This window comes from Levilactobacillus tongjiangensis (assembly GCF_003946345.1).
Classification (GTDB): domain Bacteria; phylum Bacillota; class Bacilli; order Lactobacillales; family Lactobacillaceae; genus Levilactobacillus; species Levilactobacillus tongjiangensis.
In genome coordinates this window covers 17,096-33,877 of sequence record NZ_RHNY01000022.1, presented here as the reverse complement: position 1 = coordinate 33,877, position 16,782 = coordinate 17,096, and the positions used below count along the sequence as shown (strand labels likewise).

The following is a 16,782-nucleotide window of genomic DNA, read 5'->3' as shown; positions in this document are numbered from 1 at the left end:
TTGGCATACGAAAATCCCTCCGTCATTGTCAGATGAATTATATTATTTCATCTGACAACCACAGAGGGATCATAACAATTGTACTAGTTTATAGGGGTTACTTGATTGAAAAACAGTAAAATTCAATGGTTTTGGATTGATAGGCAATTACTGCTGTTATGCAGATTTAGATTAAATAGTTTGACTAGTATAAATTGGGACACTTATCGGATGGTGGCAAAAGTAGATTGATCATGTAATATTAAGAAAAGAAAAATCGGCTGGGAGATTAGCGATATGACGGTGTTTATACTTAAAATAAAAAATATAAAATAAATCGAACTTTTTTCGAAAAAACTGTTTACATATCGACATATAAGCCATATAATAGTGTTGTTACATAGATAGGGAAGTGTAACGAAGATTTACGACCTACACTTTATACCACTTTTCAAAACAGTCACTACTAGGATGACTAGAGAGTTGGTACCTACTATCGAGTGAAGTTATTAATTAATTGTTGAGGAATGAAGAGCTAAATCACACAGAGGGGTGCAGATATCATGAAAAAGTCATTAAGCAGTTTAGTATTAGCCGGAGCATTATTAGTCGGGGCCGTAGCGCCAGTTACAGCAAACGCTGCCACTACGTCATCAACTGGTAAAACAACTACCAGCGTTGAATTCACTAAGCCAACTAAGCCAGTTACGCCAGTTAATCCAGATAACCCAGACCAGCCTGTAGGCACGGCTCCAGGTAATACCGATCATGGTGGTGCTACTGATCCAGCTCTTTCTGGTGACTTAGCCTTCCTGTACGTATCAAAGGGAATCAACTTTGGGTCTCACCAATCTGTTACAACTCAGACAGAAGCAGCTGCCCAATCATTTAAAGCTGAAAGTGTTGATAGTCAAGACTTCGGTACTGGTACCCCTAATGCTAACTTAGTAACTGAAGTTAGTGATGCTCGTGGGACTAACGCTGGTTGGAATGTTAGTGTAACTGCATCTGACTTAACTGGTGACAACGGTTCTTCTATTACCGGTGCTTCTCTGCAACTGAATGGTGCTGCAACTGAAGCTAATAATAAGGTTGTGAACTCTGCTGATGACACGATTGCATCTAACAGCAAGACTTTAACTACTGGTGGGAGTGCAGAAGTGCTTTACTCAGCAGCTGAAGGTCACGGTGCTGGTACGACTGCTATGCAAATTGCTCCAGATAACATTAGCTTGAGTAGTTTACCAGTTAACGTTAAGGCTGGTACTTACACTGGCACCTTGAACTGGACTTTAGGCGATACTCCAGAAGCTTAATATTTATTATGACTAAAGGTGCTCATTGAACTTAAATGAGCACCTTTTTTTCTAGCATATGTAGTATTATATAGGTGTATATAAAATCGGTTAATGTAGAGGTGCGAGGATGCAGGGAATTAAAAAAGTTGGCCTATTCTTTTTGATGGCTATTAGTATTGTTGTTGCTGGGGTAACGTTTGAAACAACTGCACAAGCTGCTGGGAATGATGTTGGGTACAGTGTTTCTGCTAAAATTCCTAAAAATCAGATTAACAAGAACAATTCTTTCTTTGATTTGAGAATGAAGTCAGGTCAAACGCAGACGTTGCAAGTTAGAATTTATAACGTGACAAATAAAGATATTCAAGTTAAAACAGCGATTCATACCGCTTGGACGAATTCAGGTGGATCAGTTGAATACGTGAAGCCAGCAAAGTCGTTTGATTCTTCGTTACGCTACAAAATGAGTGATATTACTAAGATTCAAGGGAAAAAGACCATCACAATTCCGGCAGCTGGTTCAAAAGTTGTCACGGCTACCGTTAAGATGCCTAAGACGAGTTTCAATGGTGTAATTCTTGGTGGTTGGTACTTTAAGCGAGTTGATAATAAGGTTACGGGAACCGTTAAAGGTGCGGATAATATTCGCAATGAATATACCTATGTTGTTGGGATGAAGTACACGAAGGGACAAGTTCCTAATCCCAACATGAAGTTGGGTAAAGTAGCCGCCGGGCTATCTTACAAGCGTCGTGGGGTTATTGCGGATTTGCGTAATCCAACGGCGGTTATGATTCCGAAGTTAAAAATCAATTCTACTATTACCAACCGTGATGGTGGGAGTGTCGTCAAGAAAGATGCCAATAAAAACGTTTTGATGGCCCCTAACACGGTTTACAATTACCCTATGCTTTACGGGGAAACGCCTCTAAAAGCGGGTCACTATCACTTGCACATGGTTGCTAAGAACAGTGATCACGAATGGGTTTTCGACCGTGACTTTACCATTACGCAGGCGCAGGCAAATAAATATAACCATGATTCAATTGAAAATCCTGGGATTAGTATTTGGCTTCTAATTGCTTTAGGTGCCTTAGGCATGTTGATCCTGGTTCTTCTGATTCTGTTGATTATTTACTTGATTCGTCGGCGTCGTCGTGACAAGAAAGATGAAGATGGTGACAAATAAATAAACATGAAAGGGGGCGTTGATTGTGAAGAAAGTTCTCTTGAAGTTAGCTTTACTATTTGTAGTGGCTTCTGGTCTGGGGATGGGAACATCAGCGCTCGCTCAGACTGTTAGTAATAGTAGTGGGACTACCCAAATGGGTATTCGATTTACGGGTAATAGTAAGTCGAAACTTTCTCAGGGTGGCGATTCAGCTACTATCGATGGTAGTATACCCAATGGAACGAAAAGAAATAGGAATGGTTTAGGCGCCGGTGACGCCGTAAACTCACCAACAAGCAACGGTCGATCAGGAGTGACTACCCTGAGAGCTGCAGCAGCTGATACGGTCGCTGGTCGTTTACCACAGACCAGCGAAGCGCGCATGTTTCTGGCAACTTTAGTAGGCATCTTTCTCCTGATTGCGCTAATCCTAGCGTTATTAATCTATCAACAGGCGCGCCTGTTGCGGGAGAAGGAGTGAGTCAGGATGAAATTTAAGAAGATTATGATTCAGCTTGGCTTACTGTTGGCTATTGCTGTGGGTGTTGGTTTGGTAGGTGAACAAACGGCGAAAGCGGCGACTCTACCAGCAGGTGCTAGTTTGATTAGTGGAAATTCAGTAACTTTCAAAGGATATGGAAATTCACCATTGAGAGTTTCTGGGACCTCATCAACCGGGTGGTCATCATTGTCTTCCATGAAGCCTAGCTTGGTTTCTGTGGCGGCAAACAATGTTAAAAATAATCGTCTCACTGATAAAACGACTAAAATTTACGTTGCTTTTTCTGGGAGTGTTTCAGTTCCTGGAAATGGTTCAATGAACATAACGAATGTTAAAGCAGATATCAACAGATCTCAGAAGCTAGATTCAATTGCGACGAAGAGTCTTTTTTCTGGGTCAACCAAGAGTTTTACGATGTCTAGCGGCTACTATGAAATTGATGTAAACTTAACCGACTTGAGAGACTATTGGCCAATCTCAATTGGTATTGATGTGAAGACCAGTGATCAAGCGGACTATGCTTATATGCAGTATGCTACAATTGATACTGACCAGTCAGTTATTATAGACTGGGACAAGTCAGGTCATGGTCTGAAAGTAAATTCGACGTATGGTTTAAGTAGTGGTGGAAATGTTGTCAATTTAAAGTCCTCAGATACGTCAGTTTCTGGGACTGGGATGCCAGGTATGACGGTTATGATGATTTTGACCTCTGCTTCGGGTGTTGATACTACCATGACGAAAACGGTTAGTGCAGATGGAACATACAGCTTTGACCTTGGGGGGCCTCTTGGAAAAGTTTCACCAAGGGGGACCAGCCTATATCAATATAACGATATGGGTGATACCTCTATGGCCGGTAATTTTGTTGTTCCGGTTCTAGACATGCAGGTCGCTAATCCTAATTTAACCTTGTATCCAGATAGTATTTCTGACAATATATCCGGAAAGACTGATGCTCAAATCTTGAATTGGTTGGTCAATGAGGCTGGGATTACTGTGACTCATGACGGAGATGCAGTTGTGAACTCTGACGTGACCTTTTCAAGCACGACTACTGATTTGGCAACTAAAATTGCTAATTTAACCGATAAACAGAGTATGACAATTGCTGTTAGTGCGGCGTTGGCAGCTACTCCAGGAACTAAGAGCGATGGTTCTCAGCCAATCACCGTTACCAAAAGCGATGGCCAGCTCAAGTTTGGGACCATGAGCGGGTTGAATTTTGGATCAGTTCCCGTGCCATCGAAGGAAACGTTGATTGCGCCAGCTGATCAACCGAATATCCAGATTGATGATAGCCAGGCGGCTAATACCAACTGGTACGTTACGGCTAAGGCTTCCGACCTCACGTCTCAAGATGGCGCTAACCGTACGCTGAACGGCCATCTAGTTTACGTGGATGCTGATGGTAATCAAGAACCAATGTCGTCCATCGTCCAAGTGGCCTCTGGCAAACGTGACCGTAGCACCACCTACCCACAGAATATTGCGGCTGGTTGGGCTACGGCTAAGAGTGATACCAGTAAGACTCCTGAAGGGATTTACCTGGATGCGATGCCAAATGTTTATTCTGGTTCAGCTGCCACCGCCTATCAGGGGACCGTTACCTGGTACTTGGGTAACGTGCCGAACATGTCTGGAACCACGACCGATGACTCATCTGATAGCAGCATTGTTAACAATGCTGGCACAAGCTCAGAGAGTGGATCGACGGGAATGGTTGTGAATAGTGGATTTTAACTGAATAAATAGAGGTCCATCACGAGCAATACACCGTAACAGGTGTGATTTCCGTGATGAGCCTTTTATTTTACTATTTTTGGATGAATTGCATCAATGCCTCAGCCAACATCCCTACGGCCATACCGTACATAGCGAGCATGTCTTGATGGAAGGCCACCAGGAGGAAGACGACGAAGTAAAAAATGACGGCAATCAGTCGCCCGGCTTTTCGACGGGTCATTAGTTGACCGCCGTAATCTTACCGACCGCGATGGGCAACGTTACGTGAGTTGAGTAGTGGCCAACTGCCCCAGCAACTGTTTCTGGCAACGTTACGTCGTCTGTGACGCCATGAATGTAGATGACCCGCTTATCAAGCTCTAGGTCACTGTCGTTGAAGGTTTCCTTGAACTTTTTACTCAGGGCAGCTAGGGGCACCACTTTGGTGTAGGCGAAGTAGCCGTTGGCGTCAGCTACTGGGTAGGCATCGTTCGGGATGTCCATCTCGTGGGGAGCGTCGTTGAATGGGACCATCGTAGTTCCAGATACCACACCGGTTTCGGGGAGGTCGACAAAGCCATCGTGGTTGACATCCTGCGCAGCCGTGGCAATTTCTGCCGGCTTACCATCGGGGAAGCCGTGGAAATGTTCCCAGTGTTGGAGATTGGCTGGCGTGTCGAACATCTCGATGTTGATGGTTAGTGAGTCACCATTAACGGTGAACAGGGCCGTCCCGTGGGCGGCAGTCCCGATAACTTGGTCGTTTAATGGAACGATAGTTGCTTGATAAATTTTCATTTGAAAAGCCTCCTCGAATTGATGAACTTAGTATATAATGACTTTAAAAATAAAAACTTGATAATTATCAAGAAAAGGAGAAAAAGATGACCCATTCACCGTTTAAGTGTGTCCAGGGCGCTCCGATTTTTCGCGGATTGGACGATGCTGCAATTGCTGAACTGGCGAAGATTTCCGTTCACCAACAGGTCGTGAAGAAGGGAACCGTGCTATACGATCCCACCACTCAACTTGACCGGATGATGATCGTTGACCAGGGACGGGTCAAAGTCTATCAGCTCAATGAAAATGGTAAGGAGAAGGTGCTCTACATGTTGCGAGATGGTGCCATTGATAGCGAAGCGGCACTGTTTGCCAACCGGAATCACTTTAACTATGCCGAGGTCGTAGAGGACGCCAAAATTTGTTCTATCAGACGAGATGATTTCCAAGCGTTGATGCACCGGGAACCCGCGGTGGCCTTTAATTTGTTGAATATCCTAGGTGAGCGGCTAACCGAACTGGAGTCCGTGTCAGCGTTGACTGGTAATTTAAAATCTAAGAATCGGGTATTGGCTTACCTCCAACAGATTGGTCGGGAAAAACAGGCAGCGGAATTCGAGTTGCCGGTTCGGAAGAAAGAACTGGCCAGTTTCTTGGGAATCACGCCAGAGACACTGAGTCGTCAGCTAGGGCAGCTGGTGGATGATGGTTTGATTGCTTTAGCGGGGAAAAGGGTAACTTTGCGGTAGACTAACGGTTTTGAGTACTTGGGAATGATGGGGGCTGGAATTTCTCCCACAGCCTCTTAATTTTGGGTGGAGAAGCATTTTGACCAAGTATTGTTTCGATTTACGACAAAACGTATACTTAACTTAACGTTGAGATAAATATTATCACTACATATCAATTAGCGGCGGTAAGTATTCCCCAATGTCAATATAGAATTATTTGGAGGAATGAGCATGGTTAAATGGATGAAGGCAGGCTTGGTATCAGTAGCCAGTTTAGTATTAGTAGTGCCGTTGTTTACCAGTCCAGCGGAGGCTTCTAGCAAGGTTAAGGTCGTATCAACGGCTAAGGTAGCCAAGCAGGCTTACCACGGTAAGAAGGGGAACATTTACAGCAGTGCCAAGCTAACTAAACGTCGGTACCGGATGAACCACTACAAATATACAACTTGGTACGCCTATAAGAAGGCCACCATTAAGAATAAGGGGAAAAAGGCCAAGCTAACTTACATAAAGTCCGGGAAAAAGTCCGGTTGGATTTATAGCAAGTACCTGACGGCGGGGAACGCGCCAATTAATAAGCAGAAGCGACAGGAAGATATTTATGTGGCTTACAACAAAACTGTGATGTCAGCTAGCCAACAGGTCCAGGAAGATGCTACAACAACAAACGATGATTATTACAGTATTGGAGGGCAGATTATTTATGCATGGGAAGGTGATAATCAAGGTATATCCGAAGTTAAAAAGGATAAAGCGACTTTGTTGAAAGTATATGCGTTGTTTGAAGGTCGTTTTACTAAGTCCCAAAATGCGAGTTTCTCGGCCATGGCAAACAAATTGAAGAATCAAGAGGTTAATGAAACTACACTTGATTTGGTTAGAACAGACATGGCAACTTTTTCATCAGTATTAGGAACTCAAGTACAAGATTTAAATTAAAGGCAATCTCGAAAATTATTACTAACGAGTGGTAAAAAACCTGTGTGGCGATTCATGTCGCACAGGCTTTTTAGCCAGTCCTCTCAAATTGCCCCCATCATCTATCCGCCATAATCTTCAGAACGCGGTATACTAATTATGAATCATATAGGCTGTTAAAAGTTGCGTAGTATAACGATATTCATAATTAGCGTGAGATTTAGGCAAAGGGAGTCGATTTGATGAAACATTATTGGGGTCGCATCTTACTGGTGATGGTCGTATTTTTCGGTGTACTCTGGGGAGTACCACAGCTGCTAACCACGCAAACGGTGAGTCAGGCCGACACGGTCACCCCCACCAACACGGGAACGGTGACGGTTCAGTATCGGTACGCAAACATTCAGGATAGAAAATTAGCGCCAGACGACGTGCTGACTGGCACCGTGGGGGCGAGCTATCAGACACAGCCCAAGTCAATTCCAAACTATACGTTGAAAACCACATCGGTCGATGGTGAAACGGGGACCTTCTTAGACAAGCCACAGACCGTGACTTATTTGTACGTAAAGAACGTGGATTTGGCGCCTGCTGGACCCAATATGGCCGCGTCCATTAAGGGCGGCGGGGCGGGTGTCGTTGTGACTGGCACCACGCCAACCGGTGATATGGTGACTAAGCTGTATAACAATAATGGTGGCATCGTTGAAGGTCGGGGACTCAGTGAAAATTTTGACATTTTTACGGATCAAGCGATGGTCAATCTGCAAGATGGGACGCTCTATTACCACGTCAGCACGAATGAGTGGGTTAAGGCCAGCGATATGACCGTCACGAGTAAGGATGACCCGGTACGATCCTACACGACGAAAATTAATTTTGTCACGACCGCCGGTAAGGTGATTAAGGCCCCCGAAACTGTCACAGCAATCTTTGATATTTGTCCTGGCTTGAAGACGGCCAACCTGACGATTCCTGGGTATCAGCTGACTGGGACGAAATCGTCTACGGCTGGTGAGTTCACTTACATTTATCGGGCCACAACGGGTGGCGGTACGACGACGCCAACCGCTCCGACAAAACCATTGGTACCGGGAACACCGTCACCCAGCGACCCAGTAGTGGTGGCGCAGAAGGGCGCGGCAGTGTCGGCCGTCAAGAAGGTTGGGCTGTATCGGACCGTTGATTTCAAACGCTCTACTCGAATTCACTGGTATCGACAACAAGTACGGTCGCAGCGGCCACAGTTCGTGGTGATCGGGTACAAACGTACCGCGGCGGGAACCCTGCGATACCGGGTTCGTGACGTGAATCATCGGGCCAAAACGGCGGGGCAAGTGGGCTATATCACGGCTAACGACAGTCTGGTGGTCCCTACTTACTTCAGTCGCAATCCGCGTCGTATCAAGGTGATTAATCCGCGGGGAATCAATGCCTATCGCAACCGTGATTTGAGCGGCACCGCCACCCGGCACTTTAAACGGGGAACCACGGTGAAAATTCGGGGGATCCAGTCTTATCACCTCACTACGCGGTTGGTCCTGGCCAACGGACGGTATGTGACGGCGAATAAGACGTTAGTCATGAAAAAGTAAGGCGCCGGAATTAAAGAACCACTTTATCTATTTTTAGCCAGTTAGCGAAATAGAACCAGCACGGACGGTGAGGATTTTGTTCTAGCCATCGATGCTGGTTCTATTAAACTGTTAGTATCCATGATATTATTTGAAAAGTACCTAAATTGGAGGCAGAAACATGAAGAGAAACATTGTATTAATTAGCCTAGCACTGGTTTCACTGGGGTTAGGATTAGCCACGACATCGGTCACTGCTAATGCTAAGACCATCAATTATGGGTCGATTGCTAGGGGCTCATCCTATCACGGGGTTTTCGTCCGATTCAAATTCAACAAGCGTCTGAGCCACGTCTCAAATAACCCGAACACTTGGAACAATGTTGCGGTTTACGACACGCAGATCAAGAATCGCAGTAAAAAGTCGGTTAGATTCTATTTTTCTAAACTTTACTTTGCGCCGTTAGATAATGATTATAGCGAAGACTCAACGTTTCATGTCAATCGGCCACATAAATATGTGACGGTAAAGCCACATCACACCAAAGTCGTTAAAAACAGTTTCCGTGATTCTGAAAATGCGATGGACAGTCTGTATATGCCAGAGTTCAAAAATAAGCATACAGTTACATACTATTCGAACAACAATACTTATTTGACGATTATCAATTCAATGCATCATGCTTCTAAAGGGTACGGTTGGCATCCTACTTGGAAATGGTCTAAGCATTAATTTATTAGTATTTAAAGGTTGAAAGCTCAAAACTGTTATCAAACCAAGAATAGCAAAGCGTTATAGACTTAAATCTATTCTCACCCAGCCACCTATGGCTGTCAGAGATTCCGCCTGCTGTGGGGAACACCTCCGGCCTAAAAAGCGGTCCTTCGGCTCGGTTTGAAGCCTGGAAAAACCACCAGTCTCCAAACACGTCCCACGCTGTAAGCCGAAAATCGGCTAACACCGTCGACACAGCTGGCTCCACCTCTGACCGCCGCCGGTTAAACGGGTTCTCGGAAACTAAGCTAGCTTAAATACCTGAATGACAGCACTTACTCAATATTATTGGCGAACGGTAAGGCGGCAATTTCCCGCTATATCTGACTAAATATCAATACCCAATCCTTGTTGATTTAGCTAGTACATAAAATAACACCATGGTTAGGATCTTCTCCTAAACGCGGTGTTATTTTTGTAACACTTAAGCGGCATGCTTAACGGGCTTGTTCTTCGTGGGGTTCATGGCAAATATTGCCAATCGAGATTCCCAAGGAAATCAGGACCAACGGCCAGCTTAACGTCCAAGTGTACAGCCAGAAATTAGCGGTCGTTGTGGGTTTGAAGAAGCTCAAAATTGACGTCCCTTGAACCGTGCTGACGACAATCAGGAGTCCGAAGAGCACCAGCTGGCAGAGTAGGCCACCATAGGTGGAGAACCGGTATTTATGAACGATAGCCGTGTCGCTATCAATTTCAGGTAAACCATAAAGGGTGGCGTTGATGGTGGGGTTATCGTAGCCCACGTAGAGGGTGATGAGCAGGATACCGACCGCATAAACCGGCCACCACGGAATCAGAAGGAAAAGGTGACCCGCCACCAGAGCCACCTGGCTGTACTTCAGAGCGCGAGTTGGGTCACCGTGACCAAGTTTACGAAAGACCGGATAACCCGTCTCAAAACCGACGAGATACAGGGCAAACACCACGTACATGCCAAGACTGCCAAAATAAAAGTAGGCAAAGAAGCCGTTGAATAGGAGCATCAGGCTGACCAGAAAGCCGCGGTTCAGTAGGCGGACCTTGTAATTAGGCAGCACGTTGCGGTCGCCATACAGTTCGATGGCCAAAACCAAGAGGGCCACCGCAATAATCGTCAAGAGCAGCCAGCCGGGGAGGTTGAGGCTTTCCTTACGCAGAGTGGTCAGGACGGCGATTGCTGCGAACCCAACCAGGGACAGCACCCACCGCCAAATTTGATGGAGCCGGTGGGGGCGCAGCTGGCGGTTTTGATAAAAGTCATTGGTAAAGTTGTTGAGCAGGATACCGCCGGGGACTGCGGCCAAGTAGAGCACGGCAAGTAGGGCGAAGGTCAGCGAGTAACTGAGACCCACCGCCAGGTCAACGGCGAGGATGATGCCCAGCCCTAGAAAGATTGCCCAGTAGAGCCGTTTCATTTTAAAGTCGGAACTGGCACTCAGGTGAAGCTTAACGGTCAGAAAATACGGCCAAATCGTGGCGGCGCTGTAGCCCCACAGTAAGCTACCGACAATCAGCCAACCCACGGCATTAGTCAAGGCAAACGTCAGGCTACCGGCGGCCCCAAAGACTAGGCTCACGATGAGGTAAGTTGTGGAACGTAGGTTGAGCCGCTTGGTGTAGAAGATGCTGGCGGCTCGGGAAATGTAGAAGGCAACCAGGGCAATCAGAAACGTCTCACTTTGAGTCTGTTGGTACTTCAGTAGCATCAGGATGTAGGGCAACATGATGCCGATATTCGCTAAAAAGTTGAGGGTGCCGACGGAGAAGTCGATTCCCATTTGACGGACGCGGTGCACCTCACCATCTCCTTTAGTGTGTTAGTTAGGTTATAGTATAACATTTCGGGCAAAATAGATGGTGAGTTGAGGTTGGACCGCCGCCTGCGGCCGCTAGACCGGGCGCTGTGGGGCAACCCCTGGGAGCCAAAGAGCGGTCTCCCAGGGCGCTTCGAAACTTCACCCAGCCCGTGAATTTCCGAAGACGACCCGTGCTGTAAGCCGGGAGTAAACCCATTTCCCGACTAACACCACCGACACAGCGCCCGGTCTGACGGTCTCCGTCTCTGGTGAGTGATGAAATGTCATGACTTTCGGGAATGGTATAGCTTTCCACTGACAGTTAGTCAATGTGAGTGGGGAGGAGTAATGGGCGAGTTGTTCCAGTAAATGATGTGCGGTGTATGTCGAACAATTTGTCGCCAGCTTTGGTAGATGATGTACTGGTGTAATTGTTTTGCTGACTTGATTTGCTCTAATTAAATACCTATTGTTTCGTTCAAATTGATACACAATTCAGAGCCGGAGGAGGCCAGGTGGTGCGCAGTGTCGATGTTCTTAGCGGTTTTACCGCTTAGAACATGGGTCGAGCTGGGAAACTCGCGGGTTTGAGCGAGGTTTCCAGTCGCCGCTGAAGACTCGGGTTGGGAGGCTTCAGGGGTTGCCCCACAGCGCACCACCTGGCAGCCGCAGGCGGCCAATTGACCACTACCCGCACTTAACCGAAAACCAAATAAAAAACGCCAGCACACCCAAACGGCATACTGACGTCAAACAAATTAAAATTAACCCTCCGAAGAAGTCTTCGGCGTTAAGCGCTTTTCGATGAAGGACAGTACCAGGTCGGTGATGATTGCCATTAAAGCGGTTGGCAAGGCACCGGCCAGGATGATGGCCCCACCGTTTGTCGCGTTGGTCCCGCGGACAATGATGTCGCCGAGCCCACCGGAACCGATGAACGAGCCGATAACGGTAATCCCAATTCCGATAACCAGCGCGTTACGGATCCCAGCAATGATGACGGAGAGTGACAGCGGAATCCGAATGGTCTTCATGACCTGGAACCGCGTCATCCCCATCCCTTTCCCAGCGTCCAACACGTCGCCGTCGACACTGAGCATCCCGGTGTAGGTGTTCTTGATGATCGGCAGGAGGGAGTAGAGGAAGACGGTCGCAATCACCGTATTTTGTCCAAGTCCCAGTCCTAACATCAGAATCGACAGCATCGCCAATGAAGGCACCGTCTGAATCACGTTTGCAATCCCGATGATTACTGGTGAGAGCCGGCGGTACTGAGAAATCCAGATTCCCAGCGGAATCCCCACGATGGCGCCCAGAAGCACACCGTAGATGGAGACCAGGAACGTCTGGTTGAATTGACTGAGGACGTACATCCCGTTATGACTAAAATAGTAAATTAACTGATTGAACAGATCCATGTCTTTCATCCTAGTCGTTCCCCCCTTCAAAGTAGTGGTGCGCCTTCAAGAAGTCGTTGGCCACGGTCTGTGGTTCTTCGAGTTGGTCGTCCACTTTGTAGTTCAACGTCTGCATGGTCTTCAAGGAAATCTTGCCAGCCAACCGGTTTAAGACGGGCTTCAATTCCGGATGGGCCTTTAGGATGGCGTCGGTCGCAACCGGTGCGGCATCGTAAGGTGGGAAGAAGTTCTTGTCATCCTTCAGCAATTTCAAATGATAGCTGGAGACCCGGCCGTCGGTGGAATAACCCAAGACGGCGTCCATTTTATCGGCAGACAGTGCGTCGTAGAGCAACCCGGTTTGCATCGGTAAAACTTTACCAAAGCCGAAACCGTACATCTTCTGGAAGGCGGGGTAGCCGTCTCCTTGACGGTTCTGCCAGATTTGGTCGATCCCGACGGTCATGTTGGGTGAAAGTTTTTGCAGGTCGCTGACGGTCTGCAGGTTGTGTTTTTTGGCATAGCTCTGCTTAACCATCCAGGCGTAGGTATCTGAGAACCCATAGTCTTTAAGGTAGGTCATGTGGTAACGGTTTTGAAATTCATCTCTGACGGTCGTTTTGACCTTGGCGGGGTCCCGTTCGAATTTTTCGTTCAGGATAGTCGTCAGATCGGTTCCGTAGAACCGAATGGATGAGATGTCAGCCTGTTTATTCTTCAGGGCGTTAAAACTCACGTTACCAGACCCTAGGTTGTTGATGATAGTTGAATCTAATTTGGTGTAGTGGGTGATCATGCCTTGAATCATGTAGGCCATGATCTGTTGTTCAGTCGTGTTCTGAGAGGCGATGCGGACGGTGTTACTGCCCGAACCGGATAGCCCAGGAAAGCTGAAGCTGCACCCACTTAACGGTAATATTGCAATGACTACCAGAAGTCCGGCGAGCCATTTGCGTAAATGTTTTCGCATAACGGACCTCCTATCGTAATGGCTTAGGCATGACGGCGCGTTCCACTTTACCCAGTAGGTAGTCGACCAGGAGCGCCAACAGGATAACGGGAATCGAGCCACCGAGAATCAAGTCGGACCGGTAAAGGTTTAACCCGTTGAAAATAAAGTCCCCCAGGCCACCAGCACCGATGTAAGAAGCCAACGTCGCCCAAGCAATTACGTAGGTGGCGGAGAGTCGGATACCAGACATGATGACGGGCGCAGCCAACGGAATCTCGGCCTGCGTCATCATTTGCCACCAAGTCATACCCATCCCTTTGGCAGCGTCCCGAACGGTCGGTGAGACCCCCTGCATGCCTAAATAGGTGTTGCGGAGAATCGGTAACAACGAGTAAATGAAGAGGGCCACAATGGCGGGCGTGGAGCCGATACCAAAGATGGGAATCATCATCGCTAACAGGGCCATGGCGGGGATGGTTTGCAGCACCCCGGCCAGGGACATCACAAGGTTAGCACCGTGTTTCATGCGGGTGAGTAAGATTCCCAGCGGAACGGCCACGATGACACCTAGCCCCAGGGCAGCTGCGGAGATCAACAGGTGTTGCCCCGTCTTACTGAGCAGTTGAGTCCCATAAGTTGCTAAAAAGTGCATCATTGTGGCATTTCGCCTCCTTCACGGGTTGCGGCAGCATGGATATCGGCATTGATTGGTGAAGCAGGTTTCTCATTGGCGTCAGGCGCACCATGTAAGGCATCGTAGACGATATCCACGAGGGCGGTCCGCGTAACGATACCAACTAAGTGTTTGTCTTCATCGACGACGGGCACGTTCTTCACACCTTTTTTCAGGATGCGGTCGACGGTATCACCGATCAACGCATTGGCCTTAACGTAGAAGACCCGGTCCTGGGTGAACCGGCTGACTGGTGTGTGGGCGTCCGCGATACGGTTGATGTCATCCAAGTCAACGAAGCCTTGCAGGACGTTATCCTTGTCAGTAACCAGCAGTGTATCAACCCGCCGTTCGTGCATTTGCTCAATGGCGTCTTCCAACGTCTTATCAGGGGTGATGGCGGCCGGGTTCGTTAACATGATCTGACTGACCGTCAGGATGTTCGGTTGCGCTCTAATCAGGCGTTCCTCCCCAATCAAGTTCGTCACGAACTCATTGGCGGGGTGGCGTAAGATGTTTTCGGGCGTGTCGACTTGGACCTGCTTCCCCTGGCTCATGATAACGACCTTAGTTGAGAGGTTCAGCGCTTCGTCCATATCATGGGTGACGAAGATGAAGGTCTTGCCGAGGTCTCTTTGTAAATGTTTGACCAAGTCTTGGAGAGATTCACGCGTGATGGGGTCCAAGGCCCCAAACGGTTCGTCCATTAAAATGAGTTCTTGATCGGCGGCTAGGGCCCGAACGACCCCAATCCGTTGCTGCTGCCCACCGGAGAGCTCTCCGGGGTAGCGTTGCAGCATTTCATCTGGCAACTGTGCCAGGGCAATCATCTTGTGCGCCTGTTCTTCGCGCTTTTCCTTGGACCAGCCAAGTAGTTTTGGCACCATTTCAATGTTTTCTTGAATGGTCATGTGGGGCATCAGCCCGGTGTTTTGAATCACGTAGCCGATTGACCGCCGGAGCTTGACTGGATCCATCTTAGAAATATCCTTACCGTTGATCTTGATAGTACCGGAAGTTTGATTGAGCATGCGATTGATCATCCGCATGGTCGTGGTCTTACCGGAGCCGGACGTTCCGATAAAGGCAATGAATTCGCCGCGGTCGACTTCTAAGTTGAAGTCGTCGACGGCTATTTTACCGTTAGGATATTCTTTACGTAGATGTTCCATTGAAAGTAGCATAGATTAACCTCCTGTGTGATGGTGTCACGTTCGCCGACAGTTCTTCGGCGTAAAAATAACGATCGGTGTGCTGGCAGCACGCGTAAGTCACGAAGCAACCTGGAGACCGGTCGTATTTGATTTGAATTCTCAACTCTCGATTAGTACTCATTGTACACGAGTTACCCCCGCAATCCAAAAGATAACCATTGCTAGTGTTGATGATATGTGAGTGTGCACGAATTCACGTAAGCCCTTATCCCGTATAGGAGTAGGCAATGAACCGCCTCCAAAACTCACTCAGAAAAATGAGTTTTTAATAAGAAAATACTTATTAATCTTAGCGGAAATTATTTTGAAAATAAGGCTTGCCTTCGACTAAGTCTAACCCCTTATACTAAGAAACATCATCAAAACGAAAGGGAGTTACGACCTTGAAACGAATCCTGCTTGCTGGGGCGTTAGACACGACCAGCCAAACCTTTGTCCGCCAACTCAGTCAAAATAATCACGTGAGTTTAACCGTGTACACGCCGAGTGCGGTCGACTTGCCACAATCTGTCATGGCACTGACCGGCGAGACGTTGGATGAGGGCGGCTTAACGGCCGCCATGCTCGACCAAGATATGGTGGTGGCCTTGGTGCCAACTATCAAATTGACTCAGACGGTGACGACGCTGATCACCGCGGCACGGGCTGCGGGTACGCGCCGGTTGTTGGTCGGCCGGACCGACGACATCGTGGAGTTACCTGGCCAAATCAGAGATGCCCGGCGGCAGCTGATGACGGCTGGCCTGGACTTTGACTTCGTGGATGGCTTTGGCGAAATTAACACGTTGTTGGCAGTTAACCCAGCTCCCGTTAAGGTTTTTGGGAGCGGCAATGCTGACGTGCCCCTAACTAAGTTCGGGGGGTAAGCACACCACTAATTACCACCTGCGGTCGCCAGTAATGGCGTCTGCTGTGGGGACCGGAGTAAGCCTGAAAAAGCGGTCTTACTCCTCGATTTGAAACCTTGGAAAAACCAACGAGTTTCCAAACTCGTCCCGTGTTCTAAGTCCGACAGTTCACCGGACTAAGAACACCGACACAGCTGCTACCATTACTGGCGACCTCCGGTTAAGGCAATGGAGTGCTGGCGACTGCAGTGAAGTTGGCTGGGAGTAGTCGATAGCTAAGAAAAAAACTCAGGATGTTGTTTGCCATGTTAGTGAATGCATGAAATACTAAAAATTGTTGCCGTGAGTTTATTTACTCAGAACTTTCCGAATCTTTGTGAGCGTGTCTTTTTGGTTTAAACCAGTGGGAGTCTCCGGTCGGTAGGAACAGAACCCCGTGTCGGTCCTCTTAGGTCGGGTGAACTTCC

General features: G+C 47.7%; 16 protein-coding genes. 9 read left to right on the top strand and 7 right to left on the bottom strand.

Features of this window, described 5'->3' with window-relative positions:
- Positions 1 to 542 precede the first annotated feature (542 nt).
- The 4 genes from EKM75_RS11335 (at position 543) to EKM75_RS11320 (ending at position 4,693) form a co-directional block, all read left to right on the top strand.
- Entirely contained in the window at positions 543 to 1,295 is a 753-nt protein-coding gene (locus tag EKM75_RS11335; RefSeq protein ID WP_125694683.1) for a WxL domain-containing protein, read from the top strand.
- Between the two features lie 109 nt (positions 1,296 to 1,404).
- Positions 1,405 to 2,466, top strand: a complete 1,062-nt coding sequence (locus EKM75_RS11330; protein ID WP_125694681.1) for a DUF916 and DUF3324 domain-containing protein — start codon at positions 1,405 to 1,407, stop codon at positions 2,464 to 2,466.
- A gap of 25 nt (positions 2,467 to 2,491) precedes the next feature.
- Positions 2,492 to 2,929, top strand: a complete 438-nt coding sequence (locus tag EKM75_RS11325; RefSeq protein WP_125694679.1) for an LPXTG cell wall anchor domain-containing protein — start codon at positions 2,492 to 2,494, stop codon at positions 2,927 to 2,929.
- Positions 2,930 to 2,935: 6 nt separating this feature from the next.
- On the top strand, positions 2,936 to 4,693 hold the full coding sequence (locus EKM75_RS11320; RefSeq protein ID WP_125694677.1) for a WxL domain-containing protein: 1,758 nt from the start codon (positions 2,936 to 2,938) through the stop codon (positions 4,691 to 4,693).
- 73 nt (positions 4,694 to 4,766) lie between these two features.
- Here EKM75_RS11320 and EKM75_RS12790 read toward each other — a convergent pair whose 3' ends face one another.
- Together EKM75_RS12790 and EKM75_RS11315 are read right to left on the bottom strand one after the other, a co-directional pair.
- The gene (locus EKM75_RS12790; RefSeq protein WP_164508792.1) at positions 4,767 to 4,916 is read right to left on the bottom strand and encodes a hypothetical protein; all 150 of its coding nucleotides are present in this window, start codon (positions 4,914 to 4,916) and stop codon (positions 4,767 to 4,769) included.
- Positions 4,916 to 5,473 carry a hypothetical protein gene (locus EKM75_RS11315; protein ID WP_125694675.1) on the bottom strand — a complete coding sequence of 186 codons (558 nt, stop codon included), beginning with the start codon at positions 5,471 to 5,473 and terminating at the stop codon, positions 4,916 to 4,918. The genes EKM75_RS12790 and EKM75_RS11315 overlap by 1 nt, the downstream gene beginning before the upstream one ends.
- Positions 5,474 to 5,559: 86 nt before the next feature.
- Here EKM75_RS11315 and EKM75_RS11310 point away from each other — a divergent pair, with 86 nt between their 5' ends.
- From EKM75_RS11310 to EKM75_RS11295, 4 genes are all read left to right on the top strand, one after another.
- The gene (locus EKM75_RS11310) at positions 5,560 to 6,204 is read left to right on the top strand and encodes a Crp/Fnr family transcriptional regulator (RefSeq protein WP_125694673.1); all 645 of its coding nucleotides are present in this window, start codon (positions 5,560 to 5,562) and stop codon (positions 6,202 to 6,204) included.
- Between the two features lie 213 nt (positions 6,205 to 6,417).
- A complete protein-coding gene (locus tag EKM75_RS11305) occupies positions 6,418 to 7,125 on the top strand; it encodes a hypothetical protein (protein WP_125694672.1) in 708 nt (235 codons plus the stop codon).
- Between the two features lie 221 nt (positions 7,126 to 7,346).
- On the top strand, positions 7,347 to 8,699 hold the full coding sequence (locus tag EKM75_RS11300; RefSeq protein ID WP_125694670.1) for a DUF5776 domain-containing protein: 1,353 nt from the start codon (positions 7,347 to 7,349) through the stop codon (positions 8,697 to 8,699).
- A 160-nt stretch (positions 8,700 to 8,859) separates the two neighbouring features.
- Complete coding sequence (locus EKM75_RS11295; RefSeq protein ID WP_125694668.1) at positions 8,860 to 9,411, top strand: hypothetical protein; 552 nt, start codon at positions 8,860 to 8,862, stop codon at positions 9,409 to 9,411.
- Positions 9,412 to 9,890: 479 nt separating this feature from the next.
- Here EKM75_RS11295 and EKM75_RS11290 read toward each other — a convergent pair whose 3' ends face one another.
- From EKM75_RS11290 to EKM75_RS11270, 5 genes are all read right to left on the bottom strand, one after another.
- A complete protein-coding gene (locus tag EKM75_RS11290; protein ID WP_125694666.1) occupies positions 9,891 to 11,231 on the bottom strand; it encodes a hypothetical protein in 1,341 nt (446 codons plus the stop codon).
- A gap of 764 nt (positions 11,232 to 11,995) precedes the next feature.
- Positions 11,996 to 12,658 carry an ABC transporter permease gene (locus tag EKM75_RS11285; RefSeq protein WP_125694664.1) on the bottom strand — a complete coding sequence of 221 codons (663 nt, stop codon included), beginning with the start codon at positions 12,656 to 12,658 and terminating at the stop codon, positions 11,996 to 11,998.
- Position 12,659: 1 nt separating this feature from the next.
- Positions 12,660 to 13,598, bottom strand: coding sequence for an osmoprotectant ABC transporter substrate-binding protein (locus EKM75_RS11280; protein WP_125694662.1), 939 nt, complete (start codon positions 13,596 to 13,598; stop codon positions 12,660 to 12,662).
- A 10-nt stretch (positions 13,599 to 13,608) separates the two neighbouring features.
- Entirely contained in the window at positions 13,609 to 14,235 is a 627-nt protein-coding gene (locus tag EKM75_RS11275; RefSeq protein ID WP_125694660.1) for an ABC transporter permease, read from the bottom strand.
- Complete coding sequence (locus tag EKM75_RS11270; protein WP_125694658.1) at positions 14,232 to 15,437, bottom strand: betaine/proline/choline family ABC transporter ATP-binding protein; 1,206 nt, start codon at positions 15,435 to 15,437, stop codon at positions 14,232 to 14,234. The genes EKM75_RS11275 and EKM75_RS11270 overlap by 4 nt, the downstream gene beginning before the upstream one ends.
- Before the next feature lie 413 nt (positions 15,438 to 15,850).
- Here EKM75_RS11270 and EKM75_RS11265 point away from each other — a divergent pair, with 413 nt between their 5' ends.
- Entirely contained in the window at positions 15,851 to 16,333 is a 483-nt protein-coding gene (locus EKM75_RS11265) for an NAD(P)H-binding protein (RefSeq protein ID WP_125694656.1), read from the top strand.
- Positions 16,334 to 16,782: the final 449 nt, after the last annotated feature.

What these genes read in the sequence shown, in the direction of transcription:
- EKM75_RS11335 (WP_125694683.1), top strand. Translation starts at nt 543, where the DNA reads ATGAAAAAGTCATTAAGCAGTTTAGTATTAGCCGGAGCATTATTAGTC.
- EKM75_RS11330 (WP_125694681.1), top strand. Translation starts at nt 1,405, where the DNA reads ATGCAGGGAATTAAAAAAGTTGGCCTATTCTTTTTGATGGCTATTAGT.
- EKM75_RS11320 (WP_125694677.1), top strand. Translation starts at nt 2,936, where the DNA reads ATGAAATTTAAGAAGATTATGATTCAGCTTGGCTTACTGTTGGCTATT.
- EKM75_RS12790 (WP_164508792.1), bottom strand. Translation starts at nt 4,916, where the DNA reads ATGACCCGTCGAAAAGCCGGGCGACTGATTGCCGTCATTTTTTACTTC.
- EKM75_RS11315 (WP_125694675.1), bottom strand. Translation starts at nt 5,473, where the DNA reads ATGAAAATTTATCAAGCAACTATCGTTCCATTAAACGACCAAGTTATC.
- EKM75_RS11310 (WP_125694673.1), top strand. Translation starts at nt 5,560, where the DNA reads ATGACCCATTCACCGTTTAAGTGTGTCCAGGGCGCTCCGATTTTTCGC.
- EKM75_RS11305 (WP_125694672.1), top strand. Translation starts at nt 6,418, where the DNA reads ATGGTTAAATGGATGAAGGCAGGCTTGGTATCAGTAGCCAGTTTAGTA.
- EKM75_RS11300 (WP_125694670.1), top strand. Translation starts at nt 7,347, where the DNA reads ATGAAACATTATTGGGGTCGCATCTTACTGGTGATGGTCGTATTTTTC.
- EKM75_RS11295 (WP_125694668.1), top strand. Translation starts at nt 8,860, where the DNA reads ATGAAGAGAAACATTGTATTAATTAGCCTAGCACTGGTTTCACTGGGG.
- EKM75_RS11285 (WP_125694664.1), bottom strand. Translation starts at nt 12,658, where the DNA reads ATGAAAGACATGGATCTGTTCAATCAGTTAATTTACTATTTTAGTCAT.
- EKM75_RS11280 (WP_125694662.1), bottom strand. Translation starts at nt 13,598, where the DNA reads ATGCGAAAACATTTACGCAAATGGCTCGCCGGACTTCTGGTAGTCATT.
- EKM75_RS11275 (WP_125694660.1), bottom strand. Translation starts at nt 14,235, where the DNA reads ATGATGCACTTTTTAGCAACTTATGGGACTCAACTGCTCAGTAAGACG.
- EKM75_RS11270 (WP_125694658.1), bottom strand. Translation starts at nt 15,437, where the DNA reads ATGCTACTTTCAATGGAACATCTACGTAAAGAATATCCTAACGGTAAA.